27 protein-coding genes and 1 pseudogene are annotated in these 22,458 nt (G+C 69.6%); 14 read left to right on the plus strand and 14 right to left on the minus strand.

The window, feature by feature from the left end; genetic code table 11:
* Positions 1 to 63 precede the first annotated feature (63 nt).
* Together IU449_RS25290 and IU449_RS25295 are read left to right on the plus strand one after the other, a co-directional pair.
* On the plus strand, positions 64 to 222 hold the full coding sequence (locus IU449_RS25290; protein ID WP_195004665.1) for a hypothetical protein: 159 nt from the start codon (positions 64 to 66) through the stop codon (positions 220 to 222).
* A gap of 42 nt (positions 223 to 264) precedes the next feature.
* Positions 265 to 420, plus strand: coding sequence for a hypothetical protein (locus IU449_RS25295; protein ID WP_195004666.1), 156 nt, complete (start codon positions 265 to 267; stop codon positions 418 to 420).
* Positions 421 to 656: 236 nt separating this feature from the next.
* Here the strand turns inward: IU449_RS25295 and IU449_RS25300 are convergent, their stop codons facing one another.
* From IU449_RS25300 to IU449_RS25310, 3 genes are all read right to left on the minus strand, one after another.
* On the minus strand, positions 657 to 830 hold the full coding sequence (locus tag IU449_RS25300) for a hypothetical protein (RefSeq protein WP_195004667.1): 174 nt from the start codon (positions 828 to 830) through the stop codon (positions 657 to 659).
* A 311-nt stretch (positions 831 to 1,141) separates the two neighbouring features.
* Entirely contained in the window at positions 1,142 to 1,759 is a 618-nt protein-coding gene (locus tag IU449_RS25305) for a disulfide bond formation protein DsbA (protein WP_195004668.1), read from the minus strand.
* 237 nt (positions 1,760 to 1,996) lie between these two features.
* Positions 1,997 to 3,490, minus strand: coding sequence for a phytoene desaturase family protein (locus IU449_RS25310; protein WP_195004669.1), 1,494 nt, complete (start codon positions 3,488 to 3,490; stop codon positions 1,997 to 1,999).
* A gap of 529 nt (positions 3,491 to 4,019) precedes the next feature.
* Between IU449_RS25310 and IU449_RS25315 the strand changes: the two genes are divergently transcribed.
* From IU449_RS25315 to IU449_RS25360, 10 genes are read left to right on the plus strand one after another with little or no spacing between them, the layout of a single operon-like run.
* On the plus strand, positions 4,020 to 4,808 hold the full coding sequence (locus IU449_RS25315; protein ID WP_324188435.1) for a hypothetical protein: 789 nt from the start codon (positions 4,020 to 4,022) through the stop codon (positions 4,806 to 4,808).
* Positions 4,809 to 4,813: 5 nt separating this feature from the next.
* Entirely contained in the window at positions 4,814 to 6,115 is a 1,302-nt protein-coding gene (locus tag IU449_RS25320; RefSeq protein WP_195004670.1) for an SRPBCC family protein, read from the plus strand.
* Positions 6,112 to 6,510, plus strand: a complete 399-nt coding sequence (gvpJ, locus tag IU449_RS25325; protein WP_195004671.1) for a gas vesicle protein GvpJ — start codon at positions 6,112 to 6,114, stop codon at positions 6,508 to 6,510. The genes IU449_RS25320 and gvpJ overlap by 4 nt, the downstream gene beginning before the upstream one ends.
* Complete coding sequence (locus tag IU449_RS25330; protein ID WP_195004672.1) at positions 6,510 to 7,280, plus strand: GvpL/GvpF family gas vesicle protein; 771 nt, start codon at positions 6,510 to 6,512, stop codon at positions 7,278 to 7,280. Before gvpJ ends, IU449_RS25330 begins: the two co-directional genes overlap by 1 nt.
* 3 nt (positions 7,281 to 7,283) lie before the next feature.
* A complete protein-coding gene (locus IU449_RS25335; RefSeq protein ID WP_195004673.1) occupies positions 7,284 to 7,541 on the plus strand; it encodes a gas vesicle protein GvpG in 258 nt (85 codons plus the stop codon).
* A 5-nt stretch (positions 7,542 to 7,546) separates the two neighbouring features.
* The gene (gvpO, locus tag IU449_RS25340) at positions 7,547 to 7,879 is read left to right on the plus strand and encodes a gas vesicle protein GvpO (protein WP_195004674.1); all 333 of its coding nucleotides are present in this window, start codon (positions 7,547 to 7,549) and stop codon (positions 7,877 to 7,879) included.
* Positions 7,876 to 8,265, plus strand: coding sequence for a gas vesicle protein (locus IU449_RS25345; protein WP_195004675.1), 390 nt, complete (start codon positions 7,876 to 7,878; stop codon positions 8,263 to 8,265). The genes gvpO and IU449_RS25345 overlap by 4 nt, the downstream gene beginning before the upstream one ends.
* Positions 8,262 to 9,047, plus strand: coding sequence for a GvpL/GvpF family gas vesicle protein (locus IU449_RS25350; protein ID WP_195004676.1), 786 nt, complete (start codon positions 8,262 to 8,264; stop codon positions 9,045 to 9,047). The genes IU449_RS25345 and IU449_RS25350 overlap by 4 nt, the downstream gene beginning before the upstream one ends.
* Complete coding sequence (locus tag IU449_RS25355) at positions 9,044 to 9,283, plus strand: gas vesicle protein (RefSeq protein WP_195004677.1); 240 nt, start codon at positions 9,044 to 9,046, stop codon at positions 9,281 to 9,283. The genes IU449_RS25350 and IU449_RS25355 overlap by 4 nt, the downstream gene beginning before the upstream one ends.
* The gene (locus IU449_RS25360) at positions 9,276 to 9,584 is read left to right on the plus strand and encodes a gas vesicle protein K (RefSeq protein ID WP_195004678.1); all 309 of its coding nucleotides are present in this window, start codon (positions 9,276 to 9,278) and stop codon (positions 9,582 to 9,584) included. The genes IU449_RS25355 and IU449_RS25360 overlap by 8 nt, the downstream gene beginning before the upstream one ends.
* A gap of 120 nt (positions 9,585 to 9,704) precedes the next feature.
* Here the strand turns inward: IU449_RS25360 and IU449_RS25365 are convergent, their stop codons facing one another.
* The 9 genes from IU449_RS25365 to argC all read right to left on the minus strand — a co-directional run bounded on the left by IU449_RS25365 (position 9,705) and on the right by argC (position 18,054).
* Positions 9,705 to 10,517 carry a GntR family transcriptional regulator gene (locus tag IU449_RS25365; RefSeq protein WP_195004679.1) on the minus strand — a complete coding sequence of 271 codons (813 nt, stop codon included), beginning with the start codon at positions 10,515 to 10,517 and terminating at the stop codon, positions 9,705 to 9,707.
* Between the two features lie 187 nt (positions 10,518 to 10,704).
* Positions 10,705 to 11,361, minus strand: a complete 657-nt coding sequence (locus tag IU449_RS25370; protein WP_195004680.1) for a DUF305 domain-containing protein — start codon at positions 11,359 to 11,361, stop codon at positions 10,705 to 10,707.
* An 87-nt stretch (positions 11,362 to 11,448) separates the two neighbouring features.
* Positions 11,449 to 11,937 carry a hypothetical protein gene (locus IU449_RS25375; protein WP_195004681.1) on the minus strand — a complete coding sequence of 163 codons (489 nt, stop codon included), beginning with the start codon at positions 11,935 to 11,937 and terminating at the stop codon, positions 11,449 to 11,451.
* A gap of 194 nt (positions 11,938 to 12,131) precedes the next feature.
* Positions 12,132 to 12,668 carry an arginine repressor gene (locus IU449_RS25380; protein WP_195004682.1) on the minus strand — a complete coding sequence of 179 codons (537 nt, stop codon included), beginning with the start codon at positions 12,666 to 12,668 and terminating at the stop codon, positions 12,132 to 12,134.
* A complete protein-coding gene (gene argF, locus IU449_RS25385; RefSeq protein ID WP_228805717.1) occupies positions 12,665 to 13,666 on the minus strand; it encodes an ornithine carbamoyltransferase in 1,002 nt (333 codons plus the stop codon). The genes IU449_RS25380 and argF overlap by 4 nt, the downstream gene beginning before the upstream one ends.
* Positions 13,666 to 14,889: an acetylornithine transaminase gene (locus IU449_RS25390; RefSeq protein ID WP_195004683.1), complete on the minus strand. Its 1,224-nt coding sequence runs from the start codon at positions 14,887 to 14,889 to the stop codon at positions 13,666 to 13,668. Before IU449_RS25390 ends, argF begins: the two co-directional genes overlap by 1 nt.
* Complete coding sequence (gene argB / locus IU449_RS25395) at positions 14,886 to 15,791, minus strand: acetylglutamate kinase (protein WP_195004684.1); 906 nt, start codon at positions 15,789 to 15,791, stop codon at positions 14,886 to 14,888. Before argB ends, IU449_RS25390 begins: the two co-directional genes overlap by 4 nt.
* Positions 15,788 to 17,005: a bifunctional glutamate N-acetyltransferase/amino-acid acetyltransferase ArgJ gene (gene argJ, locus IU449_RS25400; protein WP_195004685.1), complete on the minus strand. Its 1,218-nt coding sequence runs from the start codon at positions 17,003 to 17,005 to the stop codon at positions 15,788 to 15,790. The genes argB and argJ overlap by 4 nt, the downstream gene beginning before the upstream one ends.
* Positions 17,002 to 18,054 (minus strand): N-acetyl-gamma-glutamyl-phosphate reductase, encoded by a 1,053-nt coding sequence (argC, locus tag IU449_RS25405; protein WP_195004686.1) that lies wholly within the window; start codon positions 18,052 to 18,054, stop codon positions 17,002 to 17,004. The genes argJ and argC overlap by 4 nt, the downstream gene beginning before the upstream one ends.
* A 999-nt stretch (positions 18,055 to 19,053) precedes the next feature.
* Between argC and IU449_RS25410 the strand changes: the two are divergent.
* Together IU449_RS25410 and IU449_RS25415 are read left to right on the plus strand one after the other, a co-directional pair.
* Positions 19,054 to 19,380, plus strand: a pseudogene (locus tag IU449_RS25410) (transglycosylase family protein); the annotation flags it as partial.
* Between the two features lie 300 nt (positions 19,381 to 19,680).
* The gene (locus tag IU449_RS25415) at positions 19,681 to 20,652 is read left to right on the plus strand and encodes a helix-turn-helix transcriptional regulator (protein WP_195004688.1); all 972 of its coding nucleotides are present in this window, start codon (positions 19,681 to 19,683) and stop codon (positions 20,650 to 20,652) included.
* A gap of 23 nt (positions 20,653 to 20,675) precedes the next feature.
* On the opposite strand, the gene IU449_RS25420 is transcribed toward IU449_RS25415, so the two are convergent.
* Both IU449_RS25420 and IU449_RS25425 read right to left on the minus strand, forming a co-directional pair.
* Positions 20,676 to 21,734, minus strand: coding sequence for a MerR family transcriptional regulator (locus IU449_RS25420; protein WP_195004689.1), 1,059 nt, complete (start codon positions 21,732 to 21,734; stop codon positions 20,676 to 20,678).
* A 12-nt stretch (positions 21,735 to 21,746) separates the two neighbouring features.
* The gene (locus IU449_RS25425; protein ID WP_195004690.1) at positions 21,747 to 22,400 is read right to left on the minus strand and encodes a HEAT repeat domain-containing protein; all 654 of its coding nucleotides are present in this window, start codon (positions 22,398 to 22,400) and stop codon (positions 21,747 to 21,749) included.
* Between the last annotated feature and the right edge of the window lie 58 nt (positions 22,401 to 22,458).

Below are 22,458 nucleotides of genomic sequence, written 5' to 3' on the forward strand. Positions count from 1 at the left end.
CCCCGGTGCTGTGGAAGCCTGGACTTCGTCCCTGAATCCGCCCCGGGTGTGAAGGACCCGCCCATGTTCCACAACATCATCGAACCGCTGCAGGACCTGGCCGAACAGAACCGCGACGTGATCGGTTTCGTCGTCATCAACCTCGGCAACGGCATTCTGTCGGCAGTCCGGTGGGGAGTCGAGGTTCTCCCGCCGCTGCTCCAGCCATACTTCGCGCGGTAACCATCGGCCCTGTTCAGCCCGCCCTGGATCAAGGGAGTAACCGTGGACCACGACATTCTGCAGTTCGCCATCGACAACCGCGACTGGCTCGGCTTCGTCGTCATGCACGGCGGCAACGCCGCCGTCACGGTCGCCCGAGTGCTGTTCGAAGCGGTGTCCCCGCTGTTGCAGCAGTTCTTCTCCGAGTACCCGCACTGACGGATCGGAGTCACTCGCCGTCGTATCGGCGGTACGCGGTGCGCCCACGTACTGGCGAGCAGGGCCGTCAGCCGGGCAGCCAGGTCGTCGCGCCGCATCCGATCGATGGCGGCGGCCTCCCACAGTTCCGGTCGTTGTTCCGGACGCGGCCAGGAGAAGCGGCAGGCCGTCGCAATGGTCTTCCCCGGCGCCCGGTGAGACGCCGGATCTCCTGACCGGCGCCACACGTCTGCGGCTCAGGCCGACACGCGGGATTCGGTGGCAACCGTCCGGTGAGCCGGAAGGTCGACACCCTCCGACTCCGGCTCCAACTGCTGCAGGGCTGCCGCCACACGCTGCAGTACTTCTGGTCGGGCGCTCGGCAACCGCCAGACCGGCTTGGTGTTCGGGGTCCGCTTCGGCAACGCCATGGTCTTTCCTCTCGAGTCGGTAGGCGCCCACCGTCGCGGACTCCCGGTGAGTCGCGCAGTGGTCGGCACAGTAAGTAGCGAGCAAACCCTCTGTCGGTGACATCCGCGCCTACTGCCGGCGCTGCGGCGGCGGCGGTCAGCTGAACGTTTTGTTCAGGCCCGATTCGGTCGGCGGACCGGACCGTGCCCACATGCCGTGACTTCCCCAGCGGCGCAGTCATCTTCGCCGGGTCGGCGGAGGTCTCGACCGAGGATGGGGTGGACCGAGCGGTGGTGTCCCCGACCGGGAAATGCCACAGGGACCGGGCACATCAGCGGGGCTCCTCGACAGCGGAGAAAGCCGGTGGGCCCTGGTACGGGCGGGTCAGCGCGGCGAATCCGGGGGTGGTCGCGGCGGTGATCAGGGCGTCGAGCAGATCGGCCGCGCGGTGCCGGGGCGGGGGTGCGGTGAGCACCGGGCCGGAGAAGCCGTGACCGTCGACGGCGATGATGGGGCTGCCGCCTCGGCCGCCGAGCGCTGTCTGGCTCTGTCGATGGGCGGCGGCGACCTCCGCGTCGAAAGCGGCGTCCTCGAGTGCGGCGAGCATGGTGAGATCGATGCCGGTTTCGGCGAGCGCGGCCGCCGCGGCCGCTTCGTCGACTGTCTGCGGTCCGCGTGGGTGCAGTCGGGTGCCCAGCGCCAGGAACAGCGGCGCGAACGCCTCGTGGCCGTGGTGCCGGTCGACGGCGGCGAACATGCGGCCGAACCGGCGTGAGCGGACGATCATCGGGTCCTGGCCGGCCTCGTCGGCGTCATCGTCGTGGAGCGTCGCCAGGCTCATCTGTCTCAGGGTCACCGTGTGCGCATCGCCGGCGCTGTCGAGCAGCCATCGCGCGCTCACGAACGCGAACGGGCATACCGGGTCCACGTACAGGTCGATCTCGGCCATCGTCGGTCCTTCCTGGTCACGCGCGTTCGCCCTGCCGATCCGGCGGGTCCGCCGAACTGTGGGGCCGGGTCCGATCCACGGACCAACATACCCATGAGGTACCGCCTGACCTGCTCGAACACCTAAAGCGTCCGGACACATCGACCTCGGCGGGTTTCGGTTCCCCCGACAGCGATCGACCTGCGGGGGCGGCGCCGAGAGCCGAACCCGGTACGAACCGCACGCCGGCCGGCCCGGTCACGCCGCCGGGCCGATGAGCCCGGCGACGATGCGGGCCGACAGCATGACCAGCGGCAGCCCGCCGCCCGGGTGGGACGAGCCGCCGACCAGGAACAGGCCCGGTACCGGTGAGGTGTTGGCCGGTCTCAGGAAGGCCGCACGCGGACCGTTCGACGACGAGCCGTAGATGCAGCCGCCCGGGGTGAAGGTGCGCCGCTCGAGGTCGGCAGGTGTGATGATCGCTCTGTACCGCACCCGAGGGCGCACCTCGAGGCCGCGTTCGGCCATCACCCGCAGGACCAGATCGGCGTAGTCGTCCGCCAGTCCCGTTGCGTCCCAATCCGTTCCCCGGCCGGGGTCATGGCGAGGCGCGTTCACCAGGACGAACCAGGCACCGGTGCCCGGGCCGGGCACGATCTGCGGGTCATCGGGGGCCGAGATGTACACCGTCGGCCGGGCCACCGGACGCATCGGGCCACCGCGACCGAAGACCGCGTCGAACTCCGCGTCGTAGTCCTCGGCGAAGAGCACGCGGTGGTGTGGCGTATCGGCCGGAGGATCGTCGAGCGCCAGCAGGATCACGAAACCCGACAGGGACGGGGTGGCGCGACGCAGCCGCGCCGCGGCCCGCCGGGTCGCCGGAGTACGGATCAGACGCTCGTACACCTGACGTGCGTCGGCGTTGGCGACGACGAGGTCGGCGGTCGCGACGCTGCCGTCCGCGAGCACGGCGCCTGCGATGTGCCCGCGTGCATTCGTGGTCAGCTCGACGACCTCGGTGTTCGTCTCGATCGCACCGCCGAGTTCGAGCAGCCGGTCCCGTAACGCCTCCGCGATGCGACCCAGTCCGCCGTGGACGTACCAGGAGCCCCACGCCTGTTCGGTCCACGGGATCGAGGCGAGTGCCGCGGGCGCGCGCCGGGGATCGGAGCCGGTGTAGGTGGCGTAGCGGTCGAGCAGCATCGCCAGACGGGGATCGCGCAGGTAACGGCGCCCGAGTCCGCGCAGGGTGTGCCATGGGGCGACAGCGCGGACGTCCGACGGCCTGCTCACACCGCCGATCATGGTGCGCAACCGCATCGGGGATTCCAGGAACGGGCCGTGCGTCACCTCCCAGATGGTCCGGGCCCGATCCGACAGCGCCGACCACTGAGCGCCGCGGCCCGGACCGAGAACTCGATCCAGGGCGGCGGGGATGTCGGTGAGCATGCCCGGCATGTCCAGTTCGGTGCCGTCCGGGAACCGGTACCGGGCCGCCAGCGGCAGCCTCTGCAGCGAGAGCACATCGTGTACCGACGTACCGGCGGAGTCGAACAATTCCTCCAGCACGTGCGGCATCGTCAACAGCGAGGGGCCGGTGTCGAAACGGAATCCGTCGCGTTCCACCACACCGAGCTTGCCGCCGATCTCTCGCGACTGCTCCAGCACGGTGACCTGGTGGCCCATGGCTTGCAGCCGCATCGCCGCGGCCAATCCGCCGACCCCCGCGCCGACGACGAGCACCCGGCTCACGCGAGGACCTCGGCATGGTCGTCCGCGCGCTGGTCATGTGAAGCCATCCACCGCATCCTTCCCGTAGGACGGCGGCGCCGATCGTTCAGCTTCCGGGTCGCCTCTTCTCGGCACCGCGCCGTTCATGACAGCAGCCGCAACTCGCACCGGCTCGCTCTGCGCACTCTGCCACGCCGAGATCGCCTCTCGTGGCCGGAAACGCCCGGCGTGCCGGACGACAGTGGTAGCAGCAGGGTCCGCCTCCGCCCAGGGCAGGTCAGGCGTGACCGCGGGCGTTTGCCGAACGATCGCCACCGACGGCCGCCGCTGGGCGGCCGTGGCGAATAGGCGAGAAGTCAGACCGGGGCGGAATCGAGATATTCGACCTCGCGGTGGTCTCGACCCGGGCACAGGGACGCGGAGCGGAGACGTGGTGATGTCCGCCCGGACGAGGTCGGAGGGCACCGGGAGAAATTCCGACCACCCAGCCGGTTTGCCGACGAGAATGTGGTCTAACCCACAGGTAAGGCACATCGAAACGCTGCCGGCCGTGCGCTCGACACGGTGCATCGCCGTCGACGGCAAGCAAGGAGTGGTGATGAAGGGTGGCGCGAGATTGGCGATCGGTGTGGGCGTGGGCTATGTCCTCGGCCGCACGCGCAAGATGCGATTCGCGCTGGCACTGGCCGGCGCGGGACTGAGCAGACAGTCCGGGGCGCAGGAGTTGCTGAAACGGGGGACGTCCCTGTTGGACTCGTCGCCGGAACTGCTGAAGATCACCGAGACGGTCCGGGGTGAGCTGGGCGGGGCCGTGCGGGCCGCGGCGGTCAATGCGGCGGCGAACCGGGTGGACGCGCTCAACGCGCGGTTGCGGCAGCCCGCGGGCACACGGGACGAGTCGCGCCCCGACGAGGAGTACGAGGGCGAACTCGATCAGGATGAGGACGACTACGACAGCGACTTCAAGGACGAGGACGAGGACGAGGACGACGAGGGGTACACCGACGAGGGGTACACCGACGAGGGGTACACCGACGAGGACGACGAGGGCTACGCCGAGGAGGACGAGGACGAACCTCTCGAGGCCGAGTTCGAAGACGAGTCCGAGGACGAAGACAATGCGGACGAGGACACTGCGGCCGAGGAGACCCGGGAAGAGCAGCGATCACGGCCCGGGACCCGAGGCCGATCCGGTGCGCCGTCACGGACGCGGACGAGCAGGCCACGCAGGAGCGAGAGCGCGGGTTCCGGCGGCCGGTCGACCTCGTCCCGGTCCCGCCGGGTGCGGGCCGACGCCGATGTCGCCGACCGTGCGCCGGTACGTAGAACAGGGCGGTGAGAACGATGGCGAAGAAATCGGTAGGTGATCTGCCCGGTGCGGACGCCGTGCGCAAGCCCGTCGCATCCGCGCGCCGGGCCGCTTCCACGGGCACCCGTCAGGCGAGCCGGGCCGCGTCCTCGGCCGGCGGCCAGGCGCGACGCGCCGCCTCGTCCAGCACAGGGCAAGCACGCCGCTCGGCGTCGTCGGCCACCGGACAAGCGCGCCGCGCCGCGACATCCACGGCGGGAAAGGTGCAGGAGCTCACACCGTCCGCGCAGTTGCAGCAGTCACTGCAGACCCTGGCGGGCACGGTGGCCGAGCGAGCGCTCAGCGGTGTCGCCGACAAGGTCACCGGGACCGCCGACCGGTTGCACGACTACGCCGAGGGCGGCAGCGGCAACCTGCTGGCGGCGGTGACCGGCGTGGAGAAGCTCGCCGGCGGCGCGTCACCGATGAAGGCGGCGATGAGCGCGGGCATGTCCCAGCTCAGCCACACCGTCGGGGACACGTTGCAGGGCGCGAAGGAGTCGCTGCTCGGCGGCAAAGGCAAGGGCGGCGGCGGCAAGAAACTGAAGCTGACGAACATCGTGGAGCAGATCGATGTCGGCGTCCCGATCCAGCTGGCCTACGACCAGTGGACGCAGTTCGCGGACTTCCCGAAGTTCATGAAGAAGGTCGAACAGGTCGAGCAGGTGTCCGACGAGAAGCTGACCTGGACGGGCAAGGTGTTCTGGTCACGGCGGAGCTGGGATTCGACCATCATCGAGCAGATTCCGTTCGATCGGATCGTCTGGCGCTCCAAAGGGGACAAGGGATACATCGACGGGGCGGTGACCTTCCACGAGCTCGCTCCCGATCTGACCCGCATCATCCTGGTCCTCGAATACCACCCGCGCGGTCTGTTCGAGAAGACCGCGAACCTGTGGCGGGCCGCAGGCAGGCGGGCGCGGTTGGAGCTCAAGCACTTCCAACGCCATGTCATGACCGAGTCCATCCTGCATCCGGACGACATCGAGGGCTGGCACGGGGAGATCCGCGACAAGAAGGTGGTCTCCCAGAATGCCGTCGACGAGGAACCGCCCGATGAAGGGTCGGCCGAGGAAGAGTCGCCCGACGAGCTGACCTCCGACGGGAAGGCGCGCGACGAGGAGACCGCCGGTGCGAGGACCGCTCGCAGGCGTCCTGCTCGCCGGACCAGAGCCTCCGACGACGAGAAGGCCGACTCCTCCGACGGTGAGCGACGGTCCGCAGCGCAGCGCACGCCGGTCCGGCGGCGGAGCACATCGCAACGCCGAGCCACCGGCCGAGGAGGCGAACGAGAATGACGATCGAACCCGCGGGTGGTGGGGCAGGAACGATGGCCCGGCCGAACTCGTCGAGCCTCGCCGACGTGGTCGACACGATCCTCGACAAGGGACTGGTCATCGACGCGTTCGTGCGGGTGTCGCTGGTGGGGATCGAATTGATCACCATCGATGCGCGTGTCGTGGTGGCCAGTGTCGACACCTATCTGCGTTTCGCGGAGGCGGTGAATCGCCTCGACATCTCCGAGAGCGACGCGAAGGGGTTGCCCGATCTGGTCGGCGATGCCGTCTCCGGCGGCGCCAAGCACAAGACCAAGGGCGCGATCGAAGCCGCGGGCGAGAAGGTGATGGGCCTGCTCGACGAGGTGGAGGACAAGCGCCAACGAGAACGGCAGCCGCGGGACAGGGGGCGCTGATGTCCGAGCAGACGGCGGTGTATGTGTACGGCATCGTGCCCGGCGACGTGGAGCCGGAGGATCACGCGTCCGGCGTGGGCGATCCGCCGAGCGAGGTGAGTGTCGTGCGGCACGGCGATCTCGCCGCGCTGGTCAGCAGGATTCCGGTCGATCGGCCACTGGGCACCCCGGACGATCTGACCGCGCACGCGCGCCTGCTCGACGGTTCGGCCGCGGTGGCGCCGGTGCTGCCGTTGCGGTTCGGCGCGGTCATGACCGATGCCGACGCGGTGCAGAAGGAGTTGCTCGAGGACAACGAGGACACCTTGCGATCCGCGTTGACCGAGTTGGAGGGCCGCGCGCAGTTCGTGATCCGAGGGCGCTATGTCGAGAAGGCGATCCTGCGCGAACTGCTCGAGGGCAACGCCGAGGCGGAGCGATTGCGCACGGAGATTCGCGACAAGCCCGAGGACGCGACGCGCAACGAACGAATCGCCCTCGGCGAGATGATCGCCAAGGCGATCGAGGAGCGGCGCGCCACGGACACCGACCGGGTGATCGGAGAGATCGATGACCTCGACCCGCTGGTCAACCGGCGGCAGCCCACCCACGAAGAGGAGGCGGTGCACATCGCCGTCCTGATCGAACTCGCGCGCCAAGGCGAACTCGAACAGACGCTGACGGAACTGGGCGAGGAGTGGGACGGCCGCGTGGACCTGAGTCTGCTCGGCCCGATGGCCGCCTACGACTTCGTCGCCGCGCCACAGCCGGCGCGGGAGCCGGAGGGCTGAGCCATGGGGCTGGTGTCGTCGCTGCTGATGCTTCCGCTCGCGCCGGTGCGCGGAGTGGTCTGGCTCGCCGAGGTGATTCAGGAGCGTGTCGAGCACGAACTGCACGATCCGGCGAAGGTGCGGCGTGAGATGGAGGCGATCGACGAAGCGGCGGCCGCCGGCGAGCTGTCCGACGAGGAGCGGCGGCAGGCGCAGCAGCAGGTTCTCGATCGGTTGATCCGGCCGCGCGAGTCGACGAGCCCGCCTGCTGGAGAGGAGTGAGCGACGTGACCCGCGAACCCGCGGAAACCGATTCCGGCCGCGCCGACTCGCCTGCCGGCCGGGCTGCGGCCTCCCCTGTCGAGGCCGCTGCCGCGGCGAGCGAGCAACTGCGCTCGCTGATCGCCAAACAGCCGGAGGGCACCACTTCGCTGGAGCCGACCGAGGACGGTTGGATGGTGGAGATCGAGGTGCTCGAAGACCGCCGCATTCCCTCGTCCGCGGACATGCTCGCCCTCTACGAGGTGGAGATCGATCTGGACGGGAACCTGCTGGCCTATCGCCGGACACGCCGCTACAGCAGGGGCAGCGCCGACATCGGCGGAAGGGATCGGTCGTGACGGTGGTCGGAGGCTCGTCGTCCGCGCCGCAGCCCTACGGGGGCGGCCATCAGTCGACGAACCTCGGCGACATTCTCGAACGGGTGCTGGACAAGGGACTGGTGATCGCCGGCGACATCCAGGTGAACCTTCTGGATATCGAGCTTTTGACGATCAAGCTGCGCTTGGTCGTGGCCTCGCTGGAAACCGCGAAAGCGGTGGGCATCGACTGGTGGGAGACCGACCCCTGGTTGAACAGCAAGGCACACACGAACGAGCGCCGCGATCGGGAACTCGAACAGGAGAACCGGGAGCTGCGCGAGCGGATCGCGCAGCTGGAGAGCGCACGCGGCGTGGCGGCACCCGCAGAGCTGCCGGTCGAGGCGGAAGACGAGAGGCGGCGATGAACGGCGAGGGGGTCTGGCTCTATGCCGTCGCGGACGCCGCGCCGGTTTCCGACGATCTCGGTGCGATGACCGGGGTCGCGGGCGAACCACTGCGCCAGGTCCGAGTCGGCGCGCTGACCGCTGTGGTCGGTTCGGTACCGCTGGCGGTCTTCGGTGCGGAGCCGCTGCGCCGGAATCTGGAAGACCTGGACTGGCTGGACGGCGTGGCACGCACGCACGACGCGGTGGTGTCGGCGCTGTCGCGGCGCGCGCCGACCGTGCCGATGCGGCTGGCGACCGTGTTCCTCGACGACGACCGGGTGCGCGCGCTGCTCGAGGAGCGAGCAGCGGATTTCGAGTCGGCCATCATGCTCGTGGCGGGCCGCACGGAGTGGGGGGTCAAAGGGTACGGCGACCGGGAGGCGTTGATCGCGGCGGTGGCGGCGGGCGACGCCGATCGTGCGGGCGGCGGGTCGGGCACGGCGTATCTGATCCGCCGGCGTGCTCAGCTGAGCGCGCAGGACACCGTCGAGCAGGAGATGGCCGAGCGCGTCGAGAATATCCACGAGGCGCTGGTTCGGGAGGCCGCGGCGGGCAGGCGGCAACCGGCGACCGATCCCGCCCTGAGCCGCACCAAGGAGTGGATGGTGCTCAACGGCAGCTATCTGGTCGACGACGAGCGCAGCGAATCCTTCGCCGCTGCCGTCGCGGCGCTCGACGAGAATTTTCCCGGCATCCGGCTCGAGCTCACCGGGCCGTGGCCGCCGTACTCGTTCGCGGGCGTGGGCAGGGATCCGGCGTGAGAGCCACCGAGGCGGAACGCCGGGTCGCGCTGATCGATCTGCTCGATCGGGTACTCGCCGGCGGGGTCGTCATCTCCGGCGACATCAAACTCTCCATCGCCGATGTCGACATGGTGCAGATTTCGCTGCGCGCGCTGATCTCCTCGATCAGCGCCTTGACCGCGACGCCGCTCGCCACCGCCCTCGAACCCGCCGTCGATGAGACGCACGAACTGGAGCCGTCCCGCGATGGCTGAATCCAGCGGTGTGCCACCGAGAATCGACGCCGATCCCGAGTCCGTCGAGCGCGGACTCGTCACGCTGGTGCTGACTCTGGTGGAACTGTTGCGGCAACTGATGGAACGGCAGGCGCTGCGCAGGGTCGACGTCGGTGACCTGACCGACGACCAGATCGAACGCATCGGCACCACCCTGATGCTGCTCGAGCGGCGCATGGCCGAGTTGCGCGAGCACTTCGGTCTGGAACCGGAGGACCTGAACATCGACCTGGGCCCGCTGGGGACGTTGCTGCCGGAGCGGCGCTTCGACGGCTGGTGAACCCGCTCGAGTTCCAGTCGCTCCACGGGTCGATCAGCGGCACACCCGTCGTCGCGAAATCCTGCACATTCCGGGTCACCACCGTCGTGCCGTGCTCGGCAGGCGCGCGGCGATCGGGCGCTACCGCGGCTGCGTATCGGCTACCCGCTGCTTCGGCTGGACGGCACGCAAGAATGCCGTCGGCGACAGCCCCCGAGGAGACGTGGCGCGGGGAGTCCGAGCGGAACCGAGGGGGTCGGCACCCGACCGAGTTTCCTCGAGAGCCGTGTCGACGCTTTCCAGCCTGCGGTGATGCGCTCGGGCCGTCGTGAGCAGACGGTCCACGTCCCGGGCCAGGAAGGCATCGAGCATGTGCGCGTGGTCGTTGTGCAGGGCGAGCCGGTCCGGTCGATCGGCGGCGTGCACCACGGTCCGCACGGGTTCGGTGGCGTGTAGGGCGGTGTCGAGCATGCGCACCAATCGGTGCATGCGCGAGGGCCGAGTCAGCGCGATGTGGAAACGACGGGATGAGCGGTGGTAGGCGACGAGGTCGTCGTCGCGGATGGCCGCTTCCAGGTCGGCATGCGCGGCGAGCGCAGCCTCGATGTCGGCCTCGGTGGCGTGCCGGGCGGCGGCGGCCAGCGACGCGGTCTCCAATGTCTCTCGAAGGATGTACATTTCGCGCAGCTCGGCGGCGGTGAGCTGGGCGACGAGGTATCCGGAGCGGGGCTGGTGGGTGACCAGGCCCTCCCCCATGAGCGTCTCGAGCGCCGCCCGGACCGGTGTGTGGCCGACGCCGAACAGTTCCGCGACTTCGCGCAGCGGAATGGCGGTGCGCGGTGGCACCGCCCCGTCCAGGATCACCCGGCGCAGTTCTCCCAGAATGATCTGGGGCCTGCCTGGTTCGTCGGCCACCAACAGTGCGAGCAACGCGGATCGTCGGCGTGGCGGCATGGCCCCACGGTAGGCGGCGCGTGTTGCGAACTCGGTCACGGATGTGACGGGCAGGAAAATGTACGTGCAGTAGCCCATGACACCGAAATCCGAACGGCCGCAGGGTCCGACCGGCAGGCGAGGGCGCAGAACCCCGTGCCCGGCCGCGACGGGCGCGGCGCGGGGCCTGCGTGGTGAACCAGCGGAATCAGCCCTGCAGCATCTTCCGCATCTCGTCGATCTCGGCCTGCTGGGAGTCGATGATCTGCTGGGCCAGCGCCTTGGCGTCCGGGTTGGCGCCTTCGGCGAGCTCGGTGCGCGACATCTCGATCGCGCCCTCGTGGTGAGCGATCATTCCGTTCAGCCACATCTGGTCGAACTCGGCCCCGGTGGCGGCCCCCATGTGCGACATCTGCTCGTCGCTCATCATCCCGGGCATCATCGGCGAGGACATCATCGGCGAGCCACCGCCGTGCGGACCACCGTGCCCGCCGCCGGTGACGGGCGCGCCCCAGGCCTGCAACCACCCGGTCATCGTCGCGATCTCCGGTTCCTGGGCGGCCTGGATCCGCTTCGCCAGGTCCTGGAGCTGCGGATCGGTCGAACGCGAGATCGCCATGTCGGCCATCATCACGGCCTGACGATGGTGCGGGATCATCTCCTGCGCGAAGGTGATATCGGCGTCGTTGTGCACGTCGGCTGGGGCGTTCGTGCCGCTGGTCGTCGGCGCTGCCGACGCCGAGACACTGGTGGCGGCGGCACCGGTGTCGCCCCCGTCGGCCGAGTCGTCGTCGCCACAGCCGGTCAGTACGACAGCCGCGGCCAGCATCGCCAGCACGGCTGAGGGAAGAGTCTTGCCGGACATGAGTCACTCCTGGAGTGTCGAGGTTTCGGAAAGTGTTCGGATACACCGCGATCCGGACGAACAGTCACCGGATCCGGCGGTCGCCGATCACTGCCGCAACACACACAGAACAGCCAGGCGCCGCGAAGTAGACAGCGGCGGGGCACGACCGAACCCGTCGCGGCATCGGGTCCGGTTCACCAGGCGCTCATCGGCCGACGGCGGCCATGCCACGGCGAACAAGACGAGCACCAGCCCGGCCATCGCGGCCATGATCGCCAGGCACAGATGCATCAGACCGGTGTGGGCGTCGTCGTGACCACCGCCGGGCATCTCGTCGTGCCCGCGTTCCCCCATCGGGGCCGCGTCGGGCACCGACGCGCAGCAGCTTTCCCACAGTCCGGCCTCGGCAGGCGAGGCGAACGTTGTCGCCGTCGCGGCCGGGATCACCTCGGCGGCGCTCACATGCGTGGCGCCGCTGTGCTCGTGCCCGGTCGACGAACCGGTCAGAGGAGCGTGGTGCATGCCGAGCACGGCCACCGCCACGGTGACCCACAGCAACGAACGCAGTAGCGTCCCCGCACGGCCGGCCAGCATGGAGCCCACCCTATCAGCGGCGATCTCCCCCTGTTTTCGCCGACGCGACGGAGGGCAGACGTGCAGACACAGACTCCGAGGAAAGATCCCCCAGGGGACCGGTATTCACCGGTCAGCGGCCGTGTGGGCACGCGATCAGCGGCGCGCCCGGAGCTGCACGACAGGCGTCGGGCGACGACGGCCGCCCGGCGGGATCAGGCGAGCGCCTCGATCTTCGCGGCCAATTCGGCGCCGGTGACGGGTTCGCGGGCGATGACCGCGATGGTGTCATCGCCGGCGATGGTGCCGACGATGTAGGGCAGGGCCGCGCGGTCCAGGGCGGAGGCGAGATAACCGGCGGCGCCCGGCGGTGTGCGCAGGACGGCGATATTGCCGCTGGCGTCGGTGGAGACCAGCAGATCGCCGAGGAGTTTGGACAGGCGGTCGGTACCGCCGGTGACGCCTCGGACCGGGCTGCCGTCCTCGGGGACGATGTAGACGCCCGCGCCGCCGTCGGCCGCGCGCAGCTTGACCGCGCCGAGTTCGTCGAGATCACGGGAGAGGGTGGCCTGGGTGGCCTCGATGCCCTCGGCGGCGAGCAGCGCGGCCAGTTCGGTCTGGCTGCGCACGGCGTGGGCGGAGAGCAGTTCGACGATGCGGGACTGGCGGCCCGCGCGGGTCCGCGCGATCGCCGGCGTCTTGCCGTCGGCCGATCGCCCGGACCCGCCGCGCTCGGGGGTGGAGACGCTCATCGTCGTTCTCGATCGGCCGGCTCTCGATCGGCCGGCTCTCGATCGGCCGGCTCTCGATCGGCCGGCTCTCGCTTGGCCAGCAGCCACACCAGCAGCGCCTTCTGGGCGTGCAGGCGGTTCTCCGCCTCGTCCCACACCGCGCTGTGTGGGCCGTCGATGACCTCGTCGGTGATCTCGTCGCCGCGGTGCGCGGGCAGGCAGTGCAGCACCACCACCTCGGGCTCGGCGTGCGCGAGCAGGGCGGCGTCGATGCGGAACGGGACGAAGGGGCCGACCCGGTCCAGGCCGTCGTTCTCCTGGCCCATCGAGGTCCAGGTGTCGGTGACCAGCGCGTGCGCCCCGGTCGCGGCGGCGACGGGATCGCCGGTGACGGTGATGCTCGCGCCGGTCTCGGCGGCCCGCTTGCGGGCGGCCTCGAGCACCCACGGCAGCGGCTCGAAGCCGGCGGGGGCGGCGATGGTGACATCGAGTCCCGCGGTGGCGCCGCCGAGCAGCAGCGAGTGCGCCATATTGTTCGCGCCGTCGCCGAAATAGGCGAGTTTGCGGCCGGACAACGAGCCCAGACGCTGGCGCAGTGTCATCAGATCGGCCAGCACCTGACAGGGGTGGAACTCGTTGGACAGCGCGTTGACCACCGGAACCGTCGCCGCCGAGGCCATCTGGTCGAGGCGGTCCTGTTCGAAGGTGCGCCAGACGACGGCTTCGACATAGCGGGAGAGCACCCGGCCGGTGTCGGCGAGGGTTTCCTCGCGGCCCAGCTGGGTGTCGCGCCCGTCCACGACCACCGCGTGCCCGCCGAGCTGGGCGATGCCCATCTCGAAGGAGAAGCGGGTGCGGGTGGAATTCTTCTCGAAGATCACCCCGACCCCGCGCGGCCCTTCCAGTGGGCGTCGGGAGAACGGCGCTTTCGCGAGTTCCAGTGCCAGGTCGAGGATTTCGGCCTGTTCCGCGGGCGAGACGTCGTCGTCGCGCAGGAAGTGACGCAGTTCGCCGGTCATCACCGGGCTCCCTTCGCATCGGCGGCCGCCGCGTCGAGGATCCCCGGCAGGTCGGCGACGAAATTCTCGGCCTGGGTCTCGGTGAGCACCAGCGGCGGCGCGAGCCGCAGGACGTTCGGCTTGGGCGCGTTGATCAGGTAACCCGCCTCCCGGGCGCGCGCCTCCACCTCGGCGGAGACGTTGTCGGTCAAGGCGACACCGATCAACAGGCCCGCGCCGCGCACGTGATCGATGAGCGGATGCTCGAGCACGGCGATGCCGTCGCTGAGCCGCTTGCCGACCGATTCGACGTGGGCCAGCAGCCCCTCTTCGTCGATGGTGCGCAGCACCGCGAGCGCGGCGGCGGCGCAGACCGGATTGCCGCCGAAGGTGGTGCCGTGCATGCCCGGGGTGAACAGCTCGGCGGCGCGGCCGGTCGCCAGCACCGCGCCGATGGGCAGGCCGCCGCCGAGGCCCTTGGCCAGGGTGATCACGTCGGGGACGATGCCCGCGGCCTGGTGGGCGTAGAAGGGGCCGGTGCGGCCGATACCGGTCTGTACCTCGTCCAGGATCAGCAGGGCGCCGTGGCGGGAGGTGATCTCGCGTGCCTTGGCCAGGTAGTCCAGCGGCGGGACGACCACGCCGGACTCGCCCAGGATCGGTTCGAGGAACACCGCGGCGGTGTGGTCGTCGACGGCGGCGGCCAGCGCGGCGGCGTCACCGTAGGGCACGTGCACGACGCCGGGGGGCATCGGCTCGAACGGCGCGCGCTTGGCGGGCTGGCCGGTCAGCGCGAGCGCGCCCATGGTGCGCCCGTGGAAGGCCTCCTCACAGGCGACGATCTTGGTCCGGCCGGTGAGCCGGGACAGCTTGAACGCCGCTTCGTTGGCCTCGGTGCCGGAGTTGCAGAAGAACGCCTTGCCTTCACCGTCGCCGAAGTGCGCGAGCAGCCGTTCGGCGAGTTCGACGACCGGCTCGCTGACGTACAGGTTCGAGACGTGGCCGAGGGTGCCCAGCTGCTGGGTGACCGCGGCCAGGATCGCCGGGTGACCGTGCCCGAGGCTGTTGACCGCGATGCCACCGAGGAAATCCAGGTAGCGCTTGCCCTCGGCGTCGTAGACCACCGCACCGGAGCCGCGCACCAGCGCGACCTTCGGGGTGCCGTAGTTGTTCATCAGCGCCGTGGACCAGCGCTGCCGCAGTTGGTCGGTGCCCTCGTGCCCGGTCTGTGCTGTTGCGTTCATTCCGTCTCTCCTCCCGGCGTCACCATCGTGCCGATCCCCTCTCCGGTGAACAGTTCCAGCAACACCGAGTGCGCGACGCGACCGTCGATCACATGCGCGCTCGGTACCCCACCGCGCACCGCGCGCAGGCAGGCTTCCATCTTCGGCACCATGCCCTCGTCCAGGCTCGGCAGCAAGTTCGCCAGCGCGTCGGCCTCGATGCTGCTGGTCAGTGAGGAGCGATCCGGCCAGTTCGTGTACAGGCCCTCGACATCGGTGAGCACGACCAGCTTCTCCGCGCCGATGCCCTCGGCGAGCGCGGCGGCGGCGGTGTCGGCATTGATGTTGTGCACCACGCCGTCGGCGTCGGGAGCGATGGTGGACACCACCGGGATCCGGCCCGCGTCGATGAGGTCGAGCACGGCGGCCGGGTTCACCTCGGTCACATCCCCGACCAACCCGATGTCGGTGTGTTCACCCTCGACGAGGACGGTGCGCCTGGTCGCGGTGAACAGCCGCGCGTCCTCGCCGGAGATGCCGACCGCGTAGGGGCCGTGGGCGTTGATCAGGCCGACGAGTTCGCGCCCGACCTGACCGAACAGCACCATCCGCACCACGTCCATGACTTCCGGGGTGGTGACCCGAAATCCGCCGCGGAACTCGCCCTGCAAACCGAGTTTCTTCAGCATGGCACTGATCTGCGGGCCGCCGCCGTGCACCACCACCGGGTGCACACCGACGGTGCGCAGGAACGCCATGTCGGCGGCGAAGGCGCGCTTGAGATCGTCGTCGATCATGGCGTTGCCGCCGTATTTGACGACGACGATCTTGTCGCGGAACTTCTGCAGCCAGGGCAGCGCGTCGGCCAGCACATGCGCCTTGTCCAGTGCCGACAGGGTGGACAGCGGGTCGAGGGCGCTCATGAGCTGTACGCCGAGTTCTCTTCGACATAGGCGTAGGACAGGTCGGTGGTGCGCACCATCGCCTCGCCCTCGCCCACATGGAGTTCGACGCGGACGTCGATGTCCTCGCCGGACAGGTCGACCTCACGCGCCCCGGGCGCGCCGACGCTGTCGATGCACACCGGATTGCCGTTGAAGGAGACCGAGATCCGGTCCGGGTCCAGGGTGATCGGTGCGATGCCGACCGCGGCGAGCACCCGGCCCCAGTTCGGGTCCGAGCCGAACAGCGCGCACTTGACCAGGCTGTCGCGGGCGATGGCGCGTGCGGCGATCAGCGCCTCGTCCTCGCTCGCCGCGCCGGTGACGGTGATCCGTACCCGCTTGGTGACGCCCTCGGCGTCGGCCATGAGCTGGGCGGCGAGGTCGTCGCAGACCGCGAGGACGGCGGCGTCGAGCTCCTCCTGCGCGGGGGTGACTTCGCTGGCGCCGTTGGCCATCAGCAGCACGGTGTCGTTGGTGGAGCAGGAGCCGTCCACGTCGAGCCGGTCGAAGGTGAGCCGGGTCGCCTTGCGCAGCGCGCTGTCGAGCTGATCGGCGGTGACCGCCGCGTCGGTGGTGAGCACGACGAGCATGGTCGCCAGCGAGGGCGCGAGCATGCCCGCGCCCTTGGCCATGCCGCCGACGTTCCACTTGTCGCGGTGGTGGAAGGCCGCTTCCTTGGGCACGGTGTCGGTGGTCATGATGGCGTGGGCGGCCTCGGTGCCACCGGACAGGCCGCCCGCCATCTCGTGCACGATCTCGGTGACCGCCGGGATCAGCTTGTCCATCGGCAGCCGGTCGCCGATCAGGCCGGTGGAGCAGACCGCGATCTCGCCCGCGCCGGTCTCGGTGCCCCAATTGCTCAAGGCCGTCGCCAGTTCCTCCGCGGTGCGGTGGGTGTCCTGGAAACCGCCCGGGCCGGTGCAGGCATTGGCGCCGCCGGAATTGAGGATCACCGCGCGCAACCGCTTGGCGGTGAGCACCTGTTGCGACCACAGCACGGGCGCGGCCTTGACCTTGTTACTGGTGAACACGCCCGCGGCCGCGCATTCGGGGCCTTCGTTGAAGACCAGCGCCAGGTCCGGTTTGCCGCTGACCTTGATGCCCGCGGCGATGCCCGCCGCCCGGAAGCCGAGCGGGGCGGTCACGCCCTGGGTCCGCACCAGCTTGCCGGTGCCGCTCTCGGTTGTCGTCACGGTGCCACTCCTACGGTGGGAAGTCCTTCGGTCTCGTCGAAGCCGACGGCCAGATTCATCGATTGCACCGCGCCACCGGCGGTGCCTTTGGTCAGGTTGTCGATCGCGCCGATCACCACGAGCAGCCCGGCGTCGGCGTCCACGGTGACCTGCAGGGTCATCGCGTTGGAGCCGAGCACCGCACCGGTCTGCGGCAGGATGCCCTCCGGCAGCAGGCGCACGAACGGTTCGTCGGCGTAGGCCTTCTCGTAGACCGCGCGAGCCTGGGCGGCGTCGACCGTGGTGGGCGCGGTGCAGGTGGCGAGGATGCCGCGCGGCATCGGAGCCAGCACCGGGGTGAACGACACCTTCACCGGGCCGTCGGCCAGCGGTGACAGGTTCTGCACGATCTCCGGGGTGTGGCGATGCGCGCCCGCGATGTTGTAGGCGCGCACCGAGCCCATCACCTCGGAGCCGAGCAGGCCGACATCGAGCTTGCGGCCCGCGCCGGAGGTGCCGCTGACCGCGACGACGTTCACCGACGGCTCCACGATGCCCGCGGCGACAGCCGGTGCCAGCGCCAGACTCGACACCGTCGGATAGCAGCCGGGCACCGCGATTCGCGTGGCTCCGCGCAAGGCCTCGCGCCCCCCGGGCAGTTCGGGCAGGCCGTAGGGCCAGGTGCCCGCGTGTTCGGTGCCGTAGTACTTGGTCCAGGCGGCCGCATCACGCAGCCGGAAGTCGGCGCCGCAGTCGATGACGACGGTGGATTCGGGCAGTTGTTCGGCGATGGCGGCGGACTGGCCGTGCGGCAGACCGAGGAAGACGACGTCGTGGCCGGACAGTTCCTCGGCGGTGGTCGGCGCGAGGACACGGTCGGCCAGCGGCAGCAGATGCGGCTGGTGGGCGATCAGCGGGGAACCCGCGTTGGAGCCCGCGGTCAGCGCCCCGATCTCGAGGCGCCCGGATCGGTAACGTGGGTGGGCGAGCAGCAGGCGCAAGACCTCGCCGCCCGCGTATCCGCTCGCTCCGGCGACAGCAATCCGCAAAGGGGCATCCGAATCAGCCATGAAATGATTATGCACGACAGTGCAAGCTCATTCATGAGGTGGGTGCTCATGTCAGGTTTCCCGGTCCGATCCACGCGGCCTCGGGTGAAGCGGGCGGCACCGCGGCTCGGCAGCCACAGGCCCATCGGATCACCGTGACACAACGGTGACGCGACTCGCCGTCGGCTCGCCGCGGCGTCGAACCCCACCTCCCCGACGGATAGCCACCAGGCGCCCCCGCCCACAGACGCGCCGACAAGGACCGCTGCACGCCAATCGAATTCGAGGAAACAATCGACCGGGCGTCGACGCCCGCGATCTCCGATGCCCGCCCCGCTTTCAAGATCAGGATTATTCCGACCTTCGCCACAAGACGCGAATCGCCGCGCGACCGCGCGAAATTCACCCCCCTCCGGACAGCCTTCGGTAACGACCCGACTTCGCCCCCTCTCGCACCATCCGGGCCGCCCAGCAGGCCGCGCAATTCTCCGAACATATCTGTTCGAAGAATTCCAAATCGCCGCACGGGAGCCCGCATGAGCCCGTTGGAAAACACCGCCCTACCTGCGCCAACCTCTCCCCCACCCCCCCGAGGCGCAAGCGATCGAGCACGCAAAACAGCCTCTACCTGCACAAATGCACGAACACCAATCCCGGCCACCGGCCCGATCGACACCCGAGGCGTTGCCTGTCTCACATATATCGGCGCAATAACCGTGACCTGCAGCACATCATCGCTAGAACATACTGTCGAACGCCACACTCATTTCCGTACATTCACCGGGAGTAATACAGTTATCCCTCGACAAGCGATCAAGACATTGGTGACGTTACCTACACGTGATTGTTCGAGATTAGTTCGTTATGGTTGGGACACGGCCCGATCGACCGAGACGGGCACATCGCTCGAACCGCCGAACACCGACAGACCCTGTCCCACGGTTCGAGAAACCCCGACATCAACTGGGGACAGGGACTCCGGCCTCGAGCCGAGTCGGTGGGCGCAGCAGGGAAATTCTCATGTCGAAGAACCGAAAGATCAGCACTCGCGCCGCCGGTTTCATCGCAGCGGTCGGCGCCTTCGCCGCCATCCCGTTCGGTCTCTCCACGGCCACCGCCTCCGCCAACAACTGGGACGCTGTCGCCCAGTGCGAGAGCGGCGGCAACTGGGCCATCAACACCGGTAACGGCTACTACGGCGGCCTGCAGTTCTCGCAGAGCACCTGGCAGGCCCACGGTGGCTCCGGCCAGGCGAACAACGCCAGCAAGGCCGAGCAGATCCGCGTCGCCGAGAACGTTCTCGCCAGCCAGGGCCCCGGCGCGTGGCCGGTCTGCGGCGCCTACCTCTGATCGAGCACGCCACGATCGAGCGCGCTGCCTGAGCGGGTTCCTCGCTGAACGAGCAACGCTGAACGAGCAACACAGCCCCTGTCACCTTCGGTGGTGACAGGGGCTGTTGCCGTCCGGACCGGTCATTGTCGGCGCACGACCCGCTCCCCGGCACCGGGCTTCCAGTGATGTCTGCGGGTGAACACCGAGGAGATCTTCGGCGCTTCCTCGACGAACCGTTTCCATGTGGTAATGGGCGGCGAGGCTACGCCGCAAACCTGCCGGATCCTGTCAGGTTCCGCGGCTATTCTCCTTCGGGTGCGCGCGAGCCGACTGTTGAGATTGCTGCTGTTGTTGCAGACCCGCGGTCACCTCAGCGCACCGGAGCTCGCCGCCGAGCTCGAGGTGTCGGTGCGCACCGTGTACCGCGACGTGGAGGCGCTGTCGGCGGCGGGCGTGCCCGTCTACAGTCGGCAGGGCCGGGGCGGCGGGGTCCGGTTGCTCGACGGTTTCCGCACCCGGCTGACCGGGTTCACCTCCGAAGAAGCCGACGCGGTCCTGCTGACCGGCCTGCCCTCGGCCGCCACCGACCTCGGCCTGGGCACCGTCCTGGCCACCGCTCAACTCAAGGTGCTGGCCGCGCTGCCGCCGGAGATGCGCGGGCGAGCCACCCGCATCGCCGAACGAGTGCACGTCGACGCGCCCGGCTGGTTCCACCGCCCCGACGAGACTCCGGCGCTGGCCGCGATCACCGACGCGCTCTGGCACGATCGCACCCTGGAGGTCCGCTACGGCCGTGCCGACCGCGTGGTGCTGCGTCACCTCGATCCGCTCGGGCTCGTCCTCAAGGCCGGTACCTGGTATCTCGTGGCCCGCAACGGCCGGGACATCCGTTCCTATCGCGTCGGGCGCATCCTCGCCGCCACCCCGACCGATCGGACTTTCACCCGCCCACCCGGCTTCCAGCTCGCCGAGCACTGGGCCGCCGCCCAGGACGAGTTCGCCCGCTCCATGCTGCGGGTGCATGCCCGCTGCCGCGTCGCCGCCGACCAGCTGAGCCTGCTGCGGCTGTTCCTCGATCCCGCCGCGGCGACCGAAGCGCTCGCTTCCCGCGGCGAACCCGATGAGCGGGGATGGGTCGAGGTCACCGTGGGTGCGGAGTCCTACCCGGTTCTGCTCCACGGGCTGCTGCCGTTGGGCGAACACCTCGAGGTGCTCGAACCGCCCGAACTGCGCGAACGCATGGCGGCCACGGCCCGGGCGATGGCGGCACGGTATGCCCTCGGCTGACCTGCCGTCGGCCGAGCACCGGTTCAGCGGTCGCCGGTCCTCGCCGGAGAATCACCGCGTAGCCCCTGACGCCGTTCCCGTCGTGGTCCGCGGTCGCGCAGGGTCAGGATCGCCGCGGCGGTGGCCGCGATCGTCCGGTCGCCGTCGCGGGTCAGGTCGTCGAGAGCCTGCCGTGCGGCCGGGCCGGGGATTTCCGCGAGGGCTTGGGTGAGGCGCAACCGGGTGGATGGGTCGTCGGTGCCGGCGAGTTCACCCGAGACGCGGGCGACGATGTCGGCGTCGGACGCGACCTCCGTCAGCAGGCCGAGCGTTTCGGCGGCCTCGACATCGCTTCTTCCCTCGACCACCATCTCGACAAGCGCGGACAGCGCGCCGATCACCTCTCGGGAACCGAGCGCCAGGGCCGCGCGGCCGCGAACTGTGGCATCAGCGTCGTCGAGCGCCTCGCGCAGGAGCTCGGTCGCTTCGGCCGTGGGCACTTCGGCGATGGCGGTGACGGCTCGCCGCCGGACCTCGACCGACGCCGAGCCGAGACCGGCGGCGAGCCCGGCCAGCCCCTGCCCCTGCGCCCGGGCCAGCGACCACCGCAGGGCCCCGGCCACATCGGCGTTGTCCTCCGACAGGACGGCATCGACCAGTGCCTCGACAGGCAGTGTGGTCGGCGCGTCGGCGGACAGGATCGCTTGCTGACGGCGAGGGGCGTATCCCGATTCGAGGGCGCGCAGCAGCGCGACCACGCGCAGGACGTCCTCCCACTCCGACGGTGCGGCGGCGTCGACCCGCTCGAGTTTCGCCAGCAGTTCCTCCTCGGCGGCGATGCGCAGGCGGGTGTGCCGGATGAGGTCGCCCACCAGTTCCGTCGGCGCGAAGCCCGGCTCGTCGAGTGCGCGTTTGACCTCCTGCAGCGAGAGCCCGAGGGTACGCAGGCTCTCGACGTGCAGCAAGCGACGGATGTCGGCGGCGGAGTACTCGCGATAGCCGCCGGACGTGCGGCCGGTGGGCTGCACCAGGCCCACCGCGTCGTAGTGACGCAGCATCCGGGTGCTGACGCCGGAACGCCGCGAGACCTCGCCGATCAACATCGCCTCATTCTCCTAGCTCTGCGAACCCGTGATCGCCACGCGCTTGGCCAGCTCGACCGACAAGGTGAAACTGCTCTCGGGATCGTGCACGAGCTGTTTCGTGGCCTCCATATGCGCGCGGACCAGCGGATCGGGATGTGAGGCCGCCCGCTCGAGTGCAGGCAACACTTCCTCACCGAGTCCGGCGAACGCCCGGCTCAGGCTGAGTTGCCTGTCCCGGTCGCCCTTGCCGAGTTCGGGCACGAGTTCGGCCGCGAGAACCGCTTCCTGCCCGACCGGCACGAGGGCCACCGCGGCCCGCCACGCGCTGCGCACCACCTCGTCGTCCTTGTCGTGCAGTTGTGCCGAGACCGACGGCCAGGCGCGCGGGTCCCCGATCTTGGACAGTGTGTGCAGCGCCTGGCTGCGGGCCTGTGCCGAGCCGGAGCCGAGCTCTTCGATCAGTCTCGGCACGGTGACGTCGGCAGGGATCCTGCACAACGCCCAGGTCAGCATGTCGCGGACGAAGAAGTCCGGTTCGAGGGCGCACCGGGCGATCAACGATTCCGTCAGACCCGGATCGGGATCGGTACCCGCGGCCAAGGCGGCCCGCAGCCGGACCGACTCGTCGGCCGCGGCCAGCGCCTCGGCGAGCTGAGCGTGTGGGGTTGTGTTCACGACAACCACCTCCTTCGCCGACCATTCGAGACCCTGACATCGTGTCAAGGTCAAGTCCGATGTCGGG

This window comes from Nocardia higoensis (assembly GCF_015477835.1).
Classification (GTDB): domain Bacteria; phylum Actinomycetota; class Actinomycetes; order Mycobacteriales; family Mycobacteriaceae; genus Nocardia; species Nocardia higoensis_A.